This window comes from Mesorhizobium sp. P2_D5, from assembly GCF_056404355.1.
In genome coordinates, this window is the sequence record NZ_JBFUEE010000001.1 from 1,084,347 (window position 1) to 1,101,957 (window position 17,611).

At 63.8% G+C, this 17,611-nt stretch carries 17 protein-coding genes; 16 read left to right on the forward strand and 1 reads right to left on the reverse strand.

Going from position 1 to position 17,611, the window contains the following annotated elements; translation table 11 throughout:
• Positions 1-19 precede the first annotated feature (19 nt).
• Positions 20-1,297 (forward strand): 4-aminobutyrate--2-oxoglutarate transaminase, encoded by a 1,278-nt coding sequence (locus tag AC1DYW_RS05180; RefSeq protein WP_457151577.1) that lies wholly within the window; start codon positions 20-22, stop codon positions 1,295-1,297.
• A gap of 30 nt (positions 1,298-1,327) precedes the next feature.
• On the opposite strand, the gene AC1DYW_RS05185 is transcribed toward AC1DYW_RS05180, so the two are convergent.
• Entirely contained in the window at positions 1,328-2,581 is a 1,254-nt protein-coding gene (locus AC1DYW_RS05185; RefSeq protein WP_457151576.1) for an NAD(P)/FAD-dependent oxidoreductase, read from the reverse strand.
• A 439-nt stretch (positions 2,582-3,020) separates the two neighbouring features.
• On the opposite strand from AC1DYW_RS05185, the gene AC1DYW_RS05190 reads away from it, so the two are divergent.
• From AC1DYW_RS05190 to lnt, 15 genes are all read left to right on the forward strand, one after another.
• The gene (locus AC1DYW_RS05190) at positions 3,021-4,313 is read left to right on the forward strand and encodes an imelysin family protein (RefSeq protein ID WP_477225580.1); all 1,293 of its coding nucleotides are present in this window, start codon (positions 3,021-3,023) and stop codon (positions 4,311-4,313) included.
• Between the two features lie 113 nt (positions 4,314-4,426).
• Positions 4,427-4,738 carry a (2Fe-2S)-binding protein gene (locus AC1DYW_RS05195; protein ID WP_457152880.1) on the forward strand — a complete coding sequence of 104 codons (312 nt, stop codon included), beginning with the start codon at positions 4,427-4,429 and terminating at the stop codon, positions 4,736-4,738.
• Entirely contained in the window at positions 4,704-5,189 is a 486-nt protein-coding gene (gene bfr / locus AC1DYW_RS05200; RefSeq protein ID WP_095082450.1) for a bacterioferritin, read from the forward strand. Before AC1DYW_RS05195 ends, bfr begins: the two co-directional genes overlap by 35 nt.
• Before the next feature lie 12 nt (positions 5,190-5,201).
• The gene (locus AC1DYW_RS05205; protein WP_477225326.1) at positions 5,202-6,803 is read left to right on the forward strand and encodes a di-heme oxidoreductase family protein; all 1,602 of its coding nucleotides are present in this window, start codon (positions 5,202-5,204) and stop codon (positions 6,801-6,803) included.
• The gene (locus AC1DYW_RS05210) at positions 6,803-7,882 is read left to right on the forward strand and encodes an imelysin family protein (protein WP_477225327.1); all 1,080 of its coding nucleotides are present in this window, start codon (positions 6,803-6,805) and stop codon (positions 7,880-7,882) included. Before AC1DYW_RS05205 ends, AC1DYW_RS05210 begins: the two co-directional genes overlap by 1 nt.
• A gap of 2 nt (positions 7,883-7,884) precedes the next feature.
• On the forward strand, positions 7,885-8,991 hold the full coding sequence (locus AC1DYW_RS05215) for a DUF1513 domain-containing protein (protein ID WP_477225328.1): 1,107 nt from the start codon (positions 7,885-7,887) through the stop codon (positions 8,989-8,991).
• Positions 8,992-9,101: 110 nt separating this feature from the next.
• A complete protein-coding gene (tsaB, locus tag AC1DYW_RS05220) occupies positions 9,102-9,779 on the forward strand; it encodes a tRNA (adenosine(37)-N6)-threonylcarbamoyltransferase complex dimerization subunit type 1 TsaB (protein WP_477225329.1) in 678 nt (225 codons plus the stop codon).
• Positions 9,779-10,273, forward strand: a complete 495-nt coding sequence (gene rimI / locus AC1DYW_RS05225; RefSeq protein WP_477225330.1) for a ribosomal protein S18-alanine N-acetyltransferase — start codon at positions 9,779-9,781, stop codon at positions 10,271-10,273. Before tsaB ends, rimI begins: the two co-directional genes overlap by 1 nt.
• 85 nt (positions 10,274-10,358) lie before the next feature.
• Complete coding sequence (gene olsA / locus AC1DYW_RS05230) at positions 10,359-11,159, forward strand: lyso-ornithine lipid O-acyltransferase (protein WP_477225331.1); 801 nt, start codon at positions 10,359-10,361, stop codon at positions 11,157-11,159.
• 86 nt (positions 11,160-11,245) lie between these two features.
• Positions 11,246-12,655: a tRNA (N6-isopentenyl adenosine(37)-C2)-methylthiotransferase MiaB gene (gene miaB / locus AC1DYW_RS05235; RefSeq protein WP_477225332.1), complete on the forward strand. Its 1,410-nt coding sequence runs from the start codon at positions 11,246-11,248 to the stop codon at positions 12,653-12,655.
• A gap of 83 nt (positions 12,656-12,738) precedes the next feature.
• Entirely contained in the window at positions 12,739-13,731 is a 993-nt protein-coding gene (locus AC1DYW_RS05240; RefSeq protein ID WP_023758127.1) for a PhoH family protein, read from the forward strand.
• Positions 13,732-13,748: 17 nt separating this feature from the next.
• Positions 13,749-14,255 (forward strand): rRNA maturation RNase YbeY, encoded by a 507-nt coding sequence (gene ybeY / locus AC1DYW_RS05245; protein WP_477225333.1) that lies wholly within the window; start codon positions 13,749-13,751, stop codon positions 14,253-14,255.
• A gap of 28 nt (positions 14,256-14,283) precedes the next feature.
• Positions 14,284-15,357: a hemolysin family protein gene (locus AC1DYW_RS05250; RefSeq protein ID WP_095082435.1), complete on the forward strand. Its 1,074-nt coding sequence runs from the start codon at positions 14,284-14,286 to the stop codon at positions 15,355-15,357.
• 49 nt (positions 15,358-15,406) lie between these two features.
• Positions 15,407-15,877, forward strand: a complete 471-nt coding sequence (locus AC1DYW_RS05255) for a VOC family protein (RefSeq protein WP_477225334.1) — start codon at positions 15,407-15,409, stop codon at positions 15,875-15,877.
• 96 nt (positions 15,878-15,973) lie between these two features.
• Positions 15,974-17,566: an apolipoprotein N-acyltransferase gene (gene lnt, locus AC1DYW_RS05260; protein WP_477225335.1), complete on the forward strand. Its 1,593-nt coding sequence runs from the start codon at positions 15,974-15,976 to the stop codon at positions 17,564-17,566.
• Positions 17,567-17,611 lie beyond the last annotated feature (45 nt).

Genomic DNA, 17,611 nt, shown 5'->3' on the forward strand with positions numbered 1-17,611 from the left:
CGGCCCGATGAGGGATCCCATGAAGAATTCAGCCATTTCCGAACGCAAGAACCAGTCCATCTCGCGCGGCGTCGGCATGACCACGCAAATCTACGCGGACCGGGCTGAAAACTCGGAGATCTGGGATGTCGAGGGCCGCCGCTACATCGACTTCTCGTCGGGCATCGCCGTCGTCAACACCGGTCATCGCCATCCGAAGGTGATCGAGGCGGTCAAGGCGCAGCTCGACCGCTTCACCCACACCTGCCACCAGGTGGTGCCCTATGAGAGCTATGTGCGCTTGGCCGAACGGCTGAACGGCATGCTGCCCGGCAAGTTCGAGAAGAAGACGATCTTCGTCACCACCGGCGCCGAGGCGGTCGAGAACGCCATCAAGATCGCCCGCAACGCCACCGGCCGCCAGGCGGTCATCGCCTTCGCCGGCGGCTTCCACGGCCGCACCTTCATGGGCATGGCGCTGACCGGCAAGGTCGTGCCCTACAAGGTCGGCTTCGGCGCCATGCCGGGCGATGTCTACCACGCGCCGTTCCCGGTGCCGCTTCATGGCGTGTCGATCGCCGATTCGCTGGCCGCACTCGACCGGTTGTTCAAGGCCGATGTCGATCCGGCCCGCGTCGCCGCCATCATCATCGAGCCGGTGCAGGGCGAGGGTGGCTTCTACGACGCGCCGCGTGAGTTCCTGACCGCGCTGCGCAAGGTCTGCGACCAGCACGGCATGCTTTTGATTGCCGACGAAGTGCAGACCGGCTTTGCCCGGACCGGCAAGATGTTTGCCATGGATCACCATGAGGTGGCGGCCGACATCACCACCATGGCTAAAAGCCTGGCCGGCGGCTTCCCGCTGGCCGCGGTCACCGGCCGTGCAGAGATCATGGATGCACCCGGCCCCGGCGGGCTCGGCGGCACCTATGGCGGCAGCCCGATCGGTGTCGCCGCCGCGCATGCCGTGCTCGACGTGATCGAAGACGAGAAGCTTTGCGACCGTGCCAACACGCTGGGTGCACGGTTGAAGCAGCGGCTGCAGTCGATCCGTGACGACGTGCCCGAGATCGTCGATATCAGAGGCCTCGGTTTCATGAACGCCGTCGAGTTCAACGACGTCAAGAAAGGCCTGCCGTCGGCCGAGATCGCCAACGCGATCAGGCTGAAGGCGCTCGACAAGGGGCTGATCCTGCTGACGTGCGGCGTCTATGGCAACGTCATCCGCTTCCTGGCGCCGATCACCATCCAGGACGGCGTCATGAACGAGGCGCTTGACATTCTGGAAAGCTCGATCCGCGAAGTCTGCGCTGCCTGATCGACGGCGCGTCGGCCTGAAGGGCCGGAATTATCCAGCCGCTCTGGCTGGTTCACCCTCAAGGAAGGCGGCCAGCGCCGCCTTCAGGCCTTCGGGGCCTGCCGCAATTGTCTGCGGCGTCGGCGAGAAGCCGGCGCCGAGCATTTTGCGGCCAAGCATGTGGTCGCCGGGCCGGTTGACCGATTCGATGCCGAGCAGCCGGTCTCCGGCATAGTGGTAGATCGAGAACTTGTTGTCGGGCAGGTCGCCCAGCACGACATGGCTGTCGCCGCCGGCGGTCAGGCCGACCATCTGCAGCTTCATGTCGCCGATGTCGGACCAGAACCACGGCACCGCCGAATAGGCGTCCGCATGGCCGGTAACGGTGCGTGCGGCGAGCCGCGCCTGGTCGGTGGCGTTCTGCACCGATTCCAGTCGCACGTCGCCGCCGGTGAACCAGTGCCGGTAAGAGGCGGCATCGCCAATGGCGAGGATTTCTGGCGCCGAGCTGCGCATCTGGTGATCGACGCGGATGCCGTTGGCGACAGCGAGGCCGGCTTCCTGCGCCAGCTCGACATTCGGCACGGCGCCGATGCCGACGATGACCATGCGTGCTGGCAGCCTTTCACCGGTTGAGGTGATCGCGGCCGAGACATGGCCGTTTTCGCCTTCGAGCCTTGCAATCGAGGTGCCGGTGAGGATGCGCACACCGATCGCTTCCAGCCTTTGGCGGACATGGCTCGCCACGACCGGCGCCACGGCGCGGCCGAGCAGCCGGTCGACCGCTTCGACCACCGTCACCGTGCGGCCGGCCGCCCGCAGCGTGGCGGCGATCTCCAGACCGATGAAGCCGCCGCCGAGGATAACGACATCGTCGCTCTGTGCGCTCAACTCGCGGATCAGCCGCGCATCAGCCAGCGAGCGCAGCGACAGCACGCCGGAAAGCTCTGAACCGGCCAGCGGCAGGGTGCGCGGGCGCGAGCCGGTCGCCAGGATGAGGTGATCGAAGGCAAGCGCGCCACCACCGGCAACGTCCAGGCTACGACGGGGAGCGTCGATACTCTCGATCCTGACCCCGGGCCGGTAGTCAATGGCGCTGCCGGTGTAGAAGGCCTCGCCGCGCAGCGGCTGCGGCTTGGCCTCGGCGTCCTTGATGAAGGTCTTCGACAGCGGCGGCTTGTGGTACGGCAATTCGTTCTCGTCACTGACGAGGATCACCGGTCCGTCATAACCCTCCTCGCGCAGACTTGCGGCCGCTTGCACGCCCGCATGACCCGCGCCGACAATGACCACACCGTTCTTCATCGCATTCCAATCCCTGTCCAATTCTAGGATGTCCCGCCAGGTGGCAATTGTCTGGCACCGCCGCAAGAGAGCTTTTGCGGGTCGCACCCGGAATGGCGGCTGTCAATCGCAGCGTTCATCGGCAAGACCCGGGCATAAAGTTGACTGTCATAGTTTAGAATAATTCTAAACTATTGTTTCAATTGGCTTTTCCTGTCGATTTTCATTGACTTCCACCAACGTCGAAGCTTTATGGGGGCTCGCGCAATGGCGCATCCCTTTGATGTCTGGGCCTTGAACCCTTTCGATTGGAGGCATTTCGGTGTCTTTCTTCCGCAGACCACGTCTTGTCGTGGCCATTTTTTTGCCGGATGGCGTTACCCTGCCCGACTTGTGCAGGCCGCCTGTTGCCGCGCCCATATTTCAGTGAATTCCTGAGGAGATGACAGTCATGAGAGCGATGATATCGGCACGGTATGGCAGCAGGCTCGCCGCGATCGGCGCCACCGCCCTGCTGACGGCGGCTGTGTTCGTGCTGCCGGCCAAGGCCGAAACCGACGCGAAGGCGGTCATCAAGACCTATGCCGATATCGGGCTCGCCAAATACGAGGATTCGCTGACCACCGCGCAGGCGCTCGACAAGGCGGTCGACGCCCTGCTTGCCAAACCATCGGTGGAAACCCTCAACGCCGCCCGTGACGCCTGGAAGGCAGCGCGCGTTCCCTACCAGCAGACAGAAGTCTACCGGTTCGGCAACAAGATCGTCGATGATTGGGAAGGCGAGGTGAATTCCTGGCCGCTCGACGAAGGGCTGATCGACTATGTCGCCAAGAGCTATGGCACGGAATCGGACGCAAATTCGCTCTATACCGCCAATGTGATCGCCAACAAGGAGATCGAGATCAACGGCAAGAAGGTCGATGCCACGAACCTGACGCCGGAATTCCTCTCCGGCACGCTGCAGCAGGCCGGCGGCATCGAGGCCAATGTCGCCACCGGCTATCACGCCATCGAGTTCCTGCTCTGGGGCCAGGACCTGCACGGCACCGGCCCGGGGGCCGGCGAGCGCCCGTACACCGACTATGACCTCAAAAACTGCACCGGCGGCAATTGCGACCGCCGAGCGCAATATCTGAAGTCGGCGAGCGACCTTCTGGTCTCCGACCTGCAGAAGATGGTCAACGACTGGAAGGAAGACGGTGCCGCCCGCAAGAACCTCGTCGACGGCGAGCCGAACACCGCCATCTCGATCATCTTCACCGGCATGGGCTCGCTGTCCTACGGTGAACTGGCCGGCGAACGCATGAAGCTCGGCCTGCTGCTGCATGATCCCGAGGAGGAGCATGACTGCTTTTCCGACAACACCTACAACTCCCATCTCTACGACGCCATCGGCATTCGCGCCGCCTACCATGCCAGCTATACCAGGCTCGACGGAACCGTCGTTTCGGGACCTTCGGTGGCCGATATGGTGAAGGCGGCCGATCCGGCGATCGACAAGGAGCTGTCGGGCAAGCTCGATGTCACCGTTGCCAAGATGGAGGCGATCAAGGCGCGGGCACTGGCCGGCGAGGCCTACGACCAGCAGATCGCCGAGGGAAACACCGAAGGCAACGCCACCGTGCAGGCGGCGATCGACGCGCTGATCGACCAGACCAAGTCGATCGAACGCGCCGTCGGCACCCTGAAGCTCAATGCCATCGCCTTCGAGGGTTCCGACAGTCTCGACGCGCCGGACAAGGTGTTCAAGTAACCGCCGACAGGCCATGGCCTGATCCGAAGCCTGACACCCGGCTTCGAAATAGGCCATGGTAAGAAATCAAGCCACACGGCGCGGGAGGCGCCGTCAGCCATCTGAGCCGCCAAATGCTGATATGCCATTGCAACATCATCACCGAGAGGGAAATCGAGCAGACGATCATCGGGCTGCTGGATCAGGATCCCTGGCAATTGATCGTGCCGGCGAAGGTCTATCACACCATGCAGAAGCGCGGCCGCTGTTGCGGCTGCTTCCCAAATGTGGTCGAAACGATCATTCGGGTCACCGAAAATTACCACGCCCGCTCGGAGGCGAGCGGCGTCGACATCGTTTCACACCTGGACCGCGTCAGAGGCCTGCGCGTCCAATATGGGAGCAGGATCCATGAAAGGCGAACCGCAGATCATCGAGCGGCTTAACGAGGCTCTTTTTCTGGAGCTGGGAGCCGTCAACCAGTATTGGGTACATTTCCGTCTGCTGGAGGACTGGGGATACGCCAAACTGGCAAAGAAGGAGCGGGCGGAATCGATCGAGGAGATGCACCATGCCGACCGGCTCGTGGCCCGCATCATCTTCCTCGAAGGCCATCCGAACCTGCAGTCCGTGGCGCCGTTGCGCATCGGGCAGAACGTCAAGGAAGTGCTCGAATCCGACCTTGCCGGCGAATATGACGCGCGTACCGCCTACAAGCGCTCGCGTGAGATCTGCGAGGAAGCGGGCGATTACGTGTCGATGAAGCTGTTTGAGGAATTGCTGTCCGACGAGGAAGGTCACATCGACTTCCTCGAGACGCAGCTCGACCTGCTTGCTTCGATCGGCGAGGAAAAATACGGCCAGCTCAACGCCGCATCGGCGGACGAGGCGGACTAAGGACATGCGGGAATGCGGCGCCTGCTAGAATTCGTGCGCCGCTTGCGGCGGGCCAATGGCTCGCCGCCTCGTCACAAAACGCCAGCCGGATCGGCGCGTGGGCGCTGTGTCGTCCTCGTGGTGGCGCTCACCTCTTCAGCGATTGCCGGCGACCTTCAGCCCGCCGGCCTCGGCACCACGCGCACCGACCTCAATCCGAAGGATCAGGCGCGCGTCACAGCCACCACCAGGCCGACGTCGGATTTTTCCAAGCCCGAGCAGTTCGAACGGATGCAAGGCGGCGCCGGCACGTCCAGGAAGGACGTCAGCCGCGATTCCTTCTCCCAATCCTCAGCCAACATCACCTTCGAGGAAGAGGGCACATTCAAGCTCGGCAACGCCCTGTTCCGCAAGAACTGGGTGTCGTCGCCATCCTCGACACAGGCTTCGGACGGGCTCGGTCCGCTGTTCAATGAACGCGCCTGCCAGAATTGCCATCTGAAGGATGGCCGCGGCCGTCCGCCGCAAGGCGACGTAGGCACCACCTCGATGTTCCTGCGGCTGGCCCGCGAGGCGAGCAGCGCGGAAGAAAAGGCAGCGCTTGCCGATCACCGGCTGCCTAACCTTCCCGACCCTGTCTACGGCTCGCAATTACAGGAGCTGGCCGTGCCAGGCCTGCGCGGCGAAGGCAGGATGCATGTCGACTATCAGGAACGGCCGGTGACGCTGGCGGACGGCACGGTGATTTCGCTGCGCAAACCCAGCTATTCGGTCATCGATTCCGGCTATGGGCCGCTTGATCCGCGCACCACGCTATCGCCGCGCCTGACGCCGCCGATGATCGGCCTTGGCCTGATCGAGGAGATCGCACCGGCGGATATCCTTGCCAATGCCGACCCGGACGACCGGAACGGTGACGGCATTTCCGGCAGGCCCAACATCGTGCGCGACGGCCAGGGTGGAGAGCTGACGCTTGGCCGTTTCGGCTGGAAGGCGCAGACAGCGTCGATCCGCCAGCAGGCGGCGGATGCCTTTGCCGGCGACATCGGCATCTCGACGCCGGAAGAGCCGAAACATTGGGGCGACTGCACCACCGCACAGGAAAAATGCCTGACCATGCCGAATGGCGTGCATCAGCGCCTCGGCCCGGTCGAGGCGCCGGCGCCGGTGATGGATCTCGTCACCTTCTATTCGCAGAACCTGGCGGTGCCGGCACGCCGCGACCTCGACGCGCAGCAAGTGCTCGCCGGCAAGAAGATCTTCTACGAGATAGGCTGCATTGCCTGTCATACGCCAAAATTCGTCACCCGTCGCGATACCCCGAACAAGGCGCAGGCCTTCCAGTTGATCTGGCCTTATTCCGACTTCCTGCTGCACGACATGGGGCCGGATCTGGCCGACGGCCAGGCCGTGGGCGAAGCGACAGGCAATGAGTGGCGTACCCCGCCACTGTGGGGCATCGGTCTCACCGAAACAGTCAACGGCAATTCTTTCTTCCTTCATGACGGCCGCGCGCGCACCCTGACCGAGGCGATCCTGTGGCATGGTGGCGAGGCCCAGAAGACGCGCGACCGCTTTGCCGCCGCCAGCGCGGCCGACCGCGATGCACTGCTCAAATTTCTGGAGTCACTGTGATGCTCAAGCGCTCTGCACTGGTTCTCGTTCTGCCGCTGGCTCTGCTGGGCGTCGCCCCGGCGTCGGCGGCTGTGAAAGCCTCCGAAATCATCCAGCGGGCGGTCGACGGCTTTGTCCGCCCGGCCTATGCCAGCCTGCACGACCACACCGGCCATTTGACCAAGGCGATGCACACGCTCTGCACCGGGCCCTCGCAAGAAGACCTCGATGCGGCTCGTGCCCAGTTTTCGGCGACGGTCGATGCCTGGTCGTCAGCCGAGATCATCGGGTTCGGGCCGATCAAGGAGAACAACCGGCTGGAGCGCATGCTGTTCTGGCCGGACCGCAAGAGCATCGGCCTGAAGCAGGTGCAGGCGGCGCTGTCCGACAAGGACCCGACAGCAACCGATCCGGCACAGCTGGCCGGCAAGAGCGTCGCAATGCAGGGCTTGGGCGCGCTGGAATTCGTCCTCTACGGCGATGGCGCCGAGGCGTTGACGGGCAAGGCCGATCCCTATCGCTGTGCCTATGGCGCCGCGGTTGCCGGCAACATCGAAACCATGGCTGGCGAGGTCAGCGCCGCCTGGAACAAGCCTGACGGTTTTGCCGCCCTTTGGGCCAATCCGGGGCCGCAGAATGCGCTTTATCGCGACGGCAACGAAGCGGTGACCGAACTGGTCGGTGTTTTCATCAATGAACTGGAAATGGTGCGCGACGTGCGCCTGAAGGGCTTTTTCGGCGGCAAGCCGGATGCGGACAAGCCCAGGCAAGCAATCTACTGGCGGTCGCAGAACACCACCAATTCGCTGGCCGCCAATCTGTCGGGAATAGACGATCTGTTCCAGGCCTCGAAGCTCGGCGACGCACTGCCGCCCAACGCGCGCTGGATGGCGGAATCGATCCACATCCAGCTGGTCAACGGTGTCGCCACCGCCAAGGCGGTCAGCGGTCCGATCGACAAGGCGCTTGCCGATCCGACACTGCGCGAAAAGCTCGATCATTTCGCGCTGATCACCTCCAGCCTGTCGACTCTGATCGGCACCAGGCTGACCGCCGAATTCGGCCTGACCGCCGGCTTCTCGTCGCTCGACGGAGACTGAGCATGCGCACGCCGCTGATCGACCGCCGCGATTTCCTCCGGGCAGCAGGCATTGGTTTTGCCGCCGCAATGGCGCCGTCGGCTTGGGCAACGACACTGGCGGCCGACGCCGTCTTCGCTACCGCCTTTGTCAAGCGCGACGGCAGTTATGGCGCGGCCGTGCTCTCCGAGGCCGGCAAGCTCCTGCATGCGATCGACCTGCCCGATCGCGGCCACGACGTCACTTTCGATCCGGTCTCGAAGCGCTCCGTGGTCTTCGCTCGCCAGCCGGGCACTTTCGCCATGGTCTTCGATCATTCGGGCCGCGAGAAGCCGCTGACCATCACCAGCATCACCGGCCGGCATTTCTTCGGCCATGGTGTGTTCTCGCCCGACGGCGCTTTGCTCTATGCCACCGAGAATGATTTCGACAATGCCGCCGGTGTGGTCGGTATCTACGATGCGCGGGCGAAATTCAGCCGCATCGGCGAATTCCCGACCTATGGCATCGGTCCGCACGAGCTTCTGCTCCTGGGCGACGGCAAGACGATTGCGGTTGCCAATGGCGGCATCGAGACCCATCCGGACTATGGCCGCGCCGAGCTCAACATCGCAACCATGAAGCCGTCCTATGTGCTGATCGACCGCGTCACCGGAGACCTCATCGAGAAGCACGAGCTGCCGGCGGCACTGCACCAGCTGTCGATCCGCCATATGGACACCGACCGGTCCGGCACCGTCTGGTTCGGCTGTCAGTACAGGGGGCCGGGCACCGATCGACCGCTGCTGGTCGGCCGCGCCGCGCGTGGCAAGGAGTTGCAGCTGCTCGACATGCCGCAGGACGTCCTGTCCGGTTTCCGCAACTACATCGGCTCGGTCGCCGCCAATCCGGTTGCCGGCACAGTCGCCGTCTCTTCGCCGGAAGGCAATTCGCTGGTGGTGATCGACGCGGCGAGCGGCCGGATCGTCTCGAACAGCGCGCTGGTCGAGGTCTGCGGCGTGGCGCCCGACGGAACCAGCTTCATGGCGACCACAGGCGCCGGCGAAATCATCGAGGGCAGCGGTGCGACACGCTCCGAACCGGACTATGTCTGGGACAACCATATGCTGCGCATCGAACGGGCCGCGTAGCTACTTTTCCGGCCAAGCCGAAACGAAGCCGCTTAACAAATTATGCACTATCCCCTTGCGGTGGCGGGCAGTGGCGGGCACAGGGAATTGTTTCTCGAACCGGTCGTTTCATGAAATTGCTTGCCATCGACTGTGCCGCCAACCTCTGCGCCGCTTGCGTCTATGACACCGGGGCGAAGCAGGAGCTTGGCCGTTCGGTGCTCGATCTCGGCAAGGGCCATGCCGAGCACCTGATGGCCGCCATCGCTGAAGCGCTGAAGGCAGGCGCGACCAACTATGCCGGTCTCGACGCCATCGCCGTCTCTGTCGGTCCCGGCTCCTTCACCGGCCTGCGCGTCGGCGTGTCGACCGCACGCGGCCTGGCGCTGGCGCTGAAGGTTCCGGCGATTGGGGTGACGACGCTGGAGGCGCTGGCTGCCGAGGCAGCCGGGACATTTCCTGGCCGCGCCGTGCTGGCGGCGCTCGACGCCGGCCGCGAGGAACTCCATGCCGCCCTTTTCGATCAAATGTCAGTTTTGACTTACGGTCCGGCTGTGACCACACTGGCGAGTGCCGTGGCCATGGCGACGGAAAGCACTTCGGTGCTAGCCGGCACCGCGGCTGCGCAAATCGCTGCCTCAGCAGGGCGCGCCTTCGATATCGGCCCCGAGACGGCCACCGCCGACATTCTCACCTACGCTCGCCTGGCGGCCGGGAAGGGCGGGGGCGAAAGGCCGAAACCGCTTTATTTGCGTGGTGCGGACGCCAAGTCGCAGGCTGGGTTCATACTATCAAGGCAACAAAACTAATGCGCATACCTTTTCTCAAACCACGCCGCCGGGACTATGCGCTCGAGCCGCTGAGGATCACCGACAGCCCGGCGGTCTCGCTGCTGCATCGCGAGGATTTTGTCCGCCCCTGGACCGACGGCGAATTCGCCGCCTTGCTCGAACAGGACACCGTCTTCGGCTATGCCGCGCGCGAAACCGGGCAGGGCGCTAAGCCGCCGGTCGGCTTCGTGCTGGCCAGGCTGGCTGCCGGCGAGGGCGAGATCCTGACCGTCGCGGTGGCGCGCTCGCACCGCCGGCAGGGGCTGGGCTGGCAGTTGATGGACGCGGTGCTGCGCGAACTGCACGCTCAGCGCGCCGAAGCGCTGTTCCTCGAGGTCGACGAGACCAATGTCGCGGCGATCGCCCTCTACCGGCGACTGGGCTTCCGCGAAGTCGGCAAACGCCCCAATTACTACAGGTCGTCCGAGCACGGACCGACCGGGGCGCTTGTCATGCGCCGCGATCTTCGCTAGCCAGAAGCGCCAAATCCAAGGGTTATAGTGTCCCCGGCGCTTCCAAAAAGGACGCGCGGCGCTGTAACGGCAGGGCCGGGACTGTATGATCGCAAAAATCAGAATTTTCCTGTCGCTGGGCCTCGTCACCGCCGGTTCGCTGGTCCTGGTGCCGTTGCAGATCCTGTCGATGAAGACCGGCTGGTGGCCGGAAACCTTCATCCTGAAAATCTGGCACAGGCTGATCATCCGGGCGCTGGGCATGCGCATCCATGTCAATGGCGCGCTGTCCGACAAACGTCCACTGCTGGTCGCGTCCAACCACGTCTCCTGGACCGACATCATGGTGCTCGGCTCCATGGTCGATGTGAAGTTCATCGCCAGAGCCGATATGGAAGGCTGGCCGCTGATCGGCATGCTGTCGAAGCTGCAGCGCACCGTTTTCATCGAGCGCGAGCGCAAGCGATCGTCCGGCGACCAGGCAAGCGAGATCGCCAGCCGCATGGCCAACGGCGACGCCATGGTGCTGTTCGCCGAGGGATCGACCGGCGACGGCAACATCGTCCTGCCCTTCAAGAGCACGCTGTTTGGCGCCGCCTCGATGGCGATTTCAGAAGGCGCGGCCGAACAGGTCTTCATCCAGCCGGTGGCGATCGCCTACACGCGCCTGCACGGCGTGCCGCTCGGCCGTCGGCACCGGCCGCTTGCCGCCTGGATCGGCGATGAAGACCTGATGCCGCATCTCAAGGTGTTGCTGAAGGAGGGGGCACTCGACGTCGAGGTGCATTTCGGCGAACCGATCGCCTTTTCCAAAGGCTCGAACCGCAAGGAAACGTCGAAGCTGATGGAAAGCCAGGTGCGCGCGATGATGCAGGCGGCACTCGCCGATCCGCGCCCGAGCCGATAGACAGTTGACGGGTGCGCCAGTGTGCGTGACGGCCGTGGCGGAGAATCGTCTGTTTTTTGTCATCGAAAGGCGTTAGAAGCCGCCGGATGGACTTGAACACGATAGAGCGTGACGACATCGACGCCGCGGCCGAAGCGATGGCCGTGCCGGCGGCAGCCACCAGAAAGGTCTTCATCAAGACCTATGGCTGCCAGATGAACGTCTATGATTCACAGCGCATGGCCGATGCGCTGGCCGCCGACGGCTATACCGCCACCGATGCCATCGGCGAGGCCGATCTGGTGCTGCTCAACACCTGCCATATCCGGGAGAAGGCGGCCGAAAAGGTCTATTCCGAACTCGGCCGTATCCGCGATATGAAGGCAGAACGGGCCGTGGCAGGCCGCGAGATGCTGGTCGGCGTCGCCGGCTGTGTGGCGCAGGCCGAAGGGGCCGAGATCATCCGCCGTTCGCCGGCCGTCGATCTGGTCATCGGCCCGCAGACCTATCACCGGCTGCCCGACGTGTTGGCGCGGGTGCGCGGCGGCGAAAAGATCGTCGAGACCGACTACGCCATCGAGGACAAGTTCGAGCATCTGCCGCAGCCCAAACGCGCCGAGGTCATCAAGCGCGGCATCACCGCGTTCCTCACCGTCCAGGAAGGCTGCGACAAGTTCTGCACCTTCTGCGTCGTGCCTTACACCAGGGGCTCCGAAGTGTCGCGGCCGGTGGCGCAGATCGTTGCCGAGGCGCAACGTCTGGCCGAAGCCGGCGTGCGCGAGGTGACGCTGCTTGGCCAGAACGTCAATGCCTGGCATGGCCAGGGCGAAAACGGCGAGGAATGGGGCCTTGGCCGCCTGCTGTTCAGGCTGGCCGAAATCCCAGGGCTGGCGCGGCTGCGCTACACCACCAGCCACCCGCGCGACATGGACGATGAACTGATATCAGCCCATCGTGATCTGCCTGCGTTGATGCCCTATCTGCATCTGCCGGTGCAATCCGGGTCCAACCGCATCCTCAAGGCGATGAACCGCAGGCACACCGCGAAGGATTATCTGACGCTGCTCGACCGCATTCGTGCCGCGCGACCGGATATCGCGCTTTCCGGCGACTTCATCGTCGGCTTCCCCGGCGAGACCGAGGCGGATTTCGAGGCGACCATGGAACTGGTGCGCCAGGTGAACTATGCCTCGGCTTTCTCGTTCAAATACTCGCCGCGTCCCGGCACGCCGGGCGCCGAGATGGCCGACCATGTGCCGGAAACGGTCAAGGATGAGCGCCTGCAGCGGCTGCAGGCCTTACTTCTGAAGCAGCAGAAGGATTTCGGCGCAAGCCTCGTCGGCAGCACCATCGACACGCTGATCGAGAAGCCCGGCCGCCAGGCCGGCCAGAAGGTCGGCCGCTCACCTTGGCTGCAGCCCGTTATTGTTGATGAAAAGGCCGGCGAAATCGGTGACATTATCCAGGTGCGAATCACGAAGACGGGCTACAACAGCCTGTTCGCCGAATTGGCCTGAGGGTCTCGGCAGATGAGGAGAGACGGTTGAGCGCTGCAGAAGTGAAGAGCCTGCCCCCGGCACCGGCGTCTGGGGCTTCTGACATGGCGCACATCGTTCTGACTTTCGACAACAACAAGCTTGCCAGCGCCCTTTACGGTCAGTTCGACGAGAACCTGGCCAGGCTTGAGCAGAAGCTCGGCGTCGACATCCGCTCGCGCGGCAACCAGCTGACGATCAAGGGCTCGGCGTCGGCCGCCGAGCAGGCCCGCCGGGCTTTGGACAATCTCTACGGCATTCTCCAGAAGGGCGTCGACATCGGCCAGTCCGACGTCGACGGCGCCGTGCGCATGGCGATTGCCGCCGACGATCAGCTGACCTTGCCGACGTTGGAACGCAAGGGGAAGGTCTCCGCCGCCCAGATCGCCACCCGCAAGAAGACAATCTATGCCCGCTCGCTCAACCAGGACGCCTATATGCGCGCGCTGGAGCGGTCGGAACTGGTGTTCGGCATCGGCCCGGCCGGGACCGGCAAGACCTATCTGGCGGTGGCGCATGCCGCGATGCTGCTTGAGCGCGGCATGGTCGAACGCATCATCCTGTCGCGGCCGGCCGTGGAGGCCGGCGAACGGCTGGGCTTCCTGCCGGGCGACATGAAGGAGAAGGTCGATCCCTATCTGCGCCCTCTCTATGATGCGCTTTACGACATGATGCCCGCCGACAAGGTCGAGCGCGCCATTGCCGCGGAGGTGATCGAGATCGCGCCGCTCGCCTTCATGCGCGGCCGCACGCTGGCGCATGCCGCCGTCATCCTTGACGAAGCGCAGAACACCACGCCGATGCAGATGAAGATGTTCCTGACCCGTCTCGGCGAGAACTCGCGCATGATCGTCACTGGCGATCCGACCCAGATCGACCTGCCCTCGAACACCAAATCGGGCCTGGTCGAAGCCTTGCGCGTGCTGGATGGCGTGGCCGGCGCGGTAACCGTGCGCTTCAACGATGGCGACGTCGTCCGCCATCCGTTGGTGGCGGAAATCGTCAGGGCGTATGACCGGGATGCCAAACTGGCGCGCGGCCTCGGCGCCGAGAATTGATGTGACGATGCGGCCTCATGCCTGAGGACGACATATCCGGCGACGGGGCACGTCCGGTCCCCGTCGAAATTGATATATCAGTCGAGGCGGGCAATTGGCCCGATGAGGCAAGCCTGACACGGCTGGTCGATCGCGCTGTCGCGGCTGCTTTTGCCGAAACCGGCGTGTCGGGCCGTTCCGAACTCAGCCTCGTTTTTTCCGACGACGCCCATATCCGGACCCTCAACGCCGGCTGGCGCGGCAAGGACAAACCGACCAACGTCTTGTCTTTCCCAGCTTTTCCGCTTGTGCAAGGCGCTCCATTGCCGCCAATGCTGGGTGACATCGTGCTCGCCGCCGAGACGGTCGCGCGTGAGGCGGCACTGGAAGACAAGCCTGTCGAGAACCATATCACTCATCTCGTGATCCATGGCCTGCTGCACCTTTTGGGCTATGACCACGAGACCGACGCCGAGGCCGAGGCGATGGAGGCCATCGAGCGCGCAGCGCTCGCAAGGCTTGCCATTCCCGATCCCTACGCGTAACTACGTCTGACCAATTGACCGGACGACGATGAACGACAAACCAGAGACTGCCGCCCGCCCCGACGCCGGCAGTGCGAACAAGGCTTCCGATACGTCGGAAGAGGGATCAAGTCCGAGTACCGTTACCGGCAGCGTTGCCAGCGAAACATCGCCAGCCGGTCCCTCCCTATTCGACCGCGTGCTGGGCCTGTTCCGGCAGCGCAACGGGACCAGCCTGCGTGAGGAAATCGCCGGGGCGCTTGCCGAAACGGCGAGCGACGCCGGCGCCTTCTCGCCCGGCGAACGCGCCATGCTCAACAACATCCTGCGTTTGCGCGAGGTGCGCGTCGAGGACGTCATGGTGCCGCGCGCCGACATCGAGGCGGTCGAGATCACGACGACGCTCGGCGATCTGCTGGGCACCTTCGAGCAGTCCGGCCATTCGCGCATGCCGGTCTATTCCGAGACGCTCGATGATCCGCGCGGCATGGTGCACATTCGCGACGTGCTGGCCCACATCACCAAGATCGCGCGCGTCAAGAAGGGCCGCTCGACACGGAAAACCCCTGCCGCCACGGTTCTCGACCTCACGCAGGTCGACCTCGCGCGCACCATTGGCGACCTCAACCTGATCCGCCAGGTGCTGTTCGTGCCGCCGTCGATGCTTGCCTCCGACCTGATGGGCCGCATGCAGACGACACGCACGCAGATGGCGCTGGTCATCGACGAGTATGGCGGCACCGATGGCCTTGCCTCGCTGGAAGACATTGTCGAGATGGTGGTCGGCGACATCGAGGACGAGCATGACGACGATGAGCCGATGATCACCCAGAGCGGCGACGGCGTGTTCATCGTCGACGGCAAGGCCGAGATCGACGATGTCGCCAAAATGATCGGCGAGGATTTCGCCGCCGGCGAACATGGTGAGTATGTCGATACCATCGGCGGCATGATCTTCAACACGCTTGGCCGCGTGCCGGCGCGCGGCGAGGTGGTGCAGGCCATCCCCGGCTTCGAATTCCACGTCCTTGATGCCGATCCGCGCCGCGTCAAGCGCGTGCGCATCGTGCAGAGCCAGAAGGGCGAGCGGCGCCGGCGCGCCGCACGCACCGAGCAGGCTTAAGCAGGATGATAAACATCATGCGACTAAACAAGGACCTAAGCGCCCGCTGATGACGGTCGAAGACCCCTTCAAGCATTCCACCTTGGGGTCCGGGGTGTTCTACAGGGACCCTCGCGCCGCGCTGGACTGGCTGGAAACGGCCTTCGGCTTCGAGCGCAGCCTGGTGATCAGCGACGCCGATGGAAGGCTCGTCCACTCCGAGATGCGGTTCGGCGACGGCTACGTCGTCGTCGATTCCGAATGGACCGATTACGTCGCCAGCCCCGCTTCCGTCTCCGGCAAGAACACCCAATCAGTCTATGTGCGGCTGAAGGACGGCCTGGACGCCCATTGTGAGCACGCCAGGGCAAACGGCGCCGAGATCATCCAGGAGCCTGCCGACCAGTTCTACGGCGAACGGCAGTATCGGGCACGTGATCCCGAAGGCCATGTCTGGACCTTCACCCAGACCATTCGTGCTGTTTCGCGTGAAGAGGCCGAACGGCTGAGCGGCGTGCGCATCGACGGCTGGCACCGGTAGGCGGGGGCTTGCATTGCAGCCAGCCATCCTGCGTTTGGAGCGCGGACCGCGGCCTGTTAAATCTTGCTTCCTGATTCGCGCGACTCGGAAGTTTGCATGGAGCGCCTGGCCGGCCGGATAATTCTGCTTTGGGGTTGGCGGCGCGCGCTGGTGGCGTTTCTCGCCGGGGCTTTTGCCGTGCTTGGCCAGGCCCCTTACGATTTCTTCGCTGCCTGTTTCATCTCGTTTCCCTTGCTGGTCTGGCTGATCGATGGCGCCACCGGCGAAGCCTCCGGCAGCCTGTTTCGTCGCCTGCGGCCTGCCTTCGCCGTCGGCTGGTGGTTCGGCTTCGGCTATTTCCTTGCCGGCCTCTGGTGGATTGGCTCGGCACTGCTGGTCGAGGCTGACAGTTTTGCCTGGGCGCTTCCCTTCGCGGTGGTCGGCATTCCCTTCGCACTCGCTTTTTTCTACGGCTTTGCGGCAATGGTTGCTCGACTGCTGTGGAGCAGCGATATCGGCCGCATCGCCGCCCTTGCCTTCGGTTTTGGGCTGGCGGAGTGGCTGCGCGACTTCCTGTTCACCGGTTTTCCCTGGAATGCGATCGGCTATGCGGCCATGCCCCTGCCCTTGCTGATGCAGAGCGTCTCGGTGACCGGCATGATCGGCATGAACGCGCTCGCTGTGTTCGTCTTCGCATTGCCGGCGCTGCTGGTGGCGCGCCGACACCTGCGCCTCGGCGCGGCACTGTTTGCCGTCCTCGCCGCCGCCCATATCGGTTTCGGCTATGTCAGGCTTGCCACTCCCGAAAAGCCGGCGACGCACAGCCTGGATGTCCGCATCGTCCAGCCGGCCGTGGATCTGTCGGAAAAGTGGGATGCCTCGGTGCGCGACCGCATCTTCGCAACTTTGATGGGGCTGTCGGCCAAGGCGCCGGATCCTGGTCATGAAAAGCCGCAACTGATCCTGTGGCCCGAGACCTCGGTGCCGTTCCTCTTTACCGAGCGTCCGGACGCGTTGACGGCGCTGGGCGACATGCTCGGACCCGGCCAGATGCTGATCGCCGGCGTCGTCCGCGAGGAAGGCGGCTCAGCCGCGAATGCCGACAGTCGCTACTACAACTCCGTGGTGGCGATCGACGACAAGGGTGAAATCGCCGACGCCGTCGACAAGGTTCATCTGGTGCCGTTCGGCGAATATCTGCCTTTCGCCGATCTGCTTGAGCGTTTCGGCATCGAGCAGCTGGTTGCCGGGCCGATGACATTTGCGGCCGGCAACGAGCGGCACGCCATCACTTTGCCTGACGGCATCCGTGCGCTGCCATTTATCTGTTATGAGGTGATCTTTCCCGATCTGGTGGCAGTTGACGCTACGTCAGCGCAGCTTATTGTGAACGTTACCAATGATGCGTGGTTCGGTGACACGCCGGGTCCGTATCAGCATTTCAGGCAGGCCCAGATCCGTGCGGTGGAGAATGGATTGCCATTGTTGCGTGCTGCCAACAACGGTATCTCGGCCGTCGTCGATCCCCGCGGGCGCGTCGTCGATGCGCTGGCGATCGACGCGCGCGGCGCCATCGATGCGCGCGTGCCGATTTCCGGGCAGGCGGTCATATCCGCTGGCCAAAGGCGCATTAACGGAATGCTGATCATGTTGCTGTTTGCCATCGCCGCCGCATTGTTGAACGTAAGGCAAAGGCTACGGGTGAATTGACAGCCCACACATTAGAAACTCATACTGTAAGTGCCTGAAAATTTC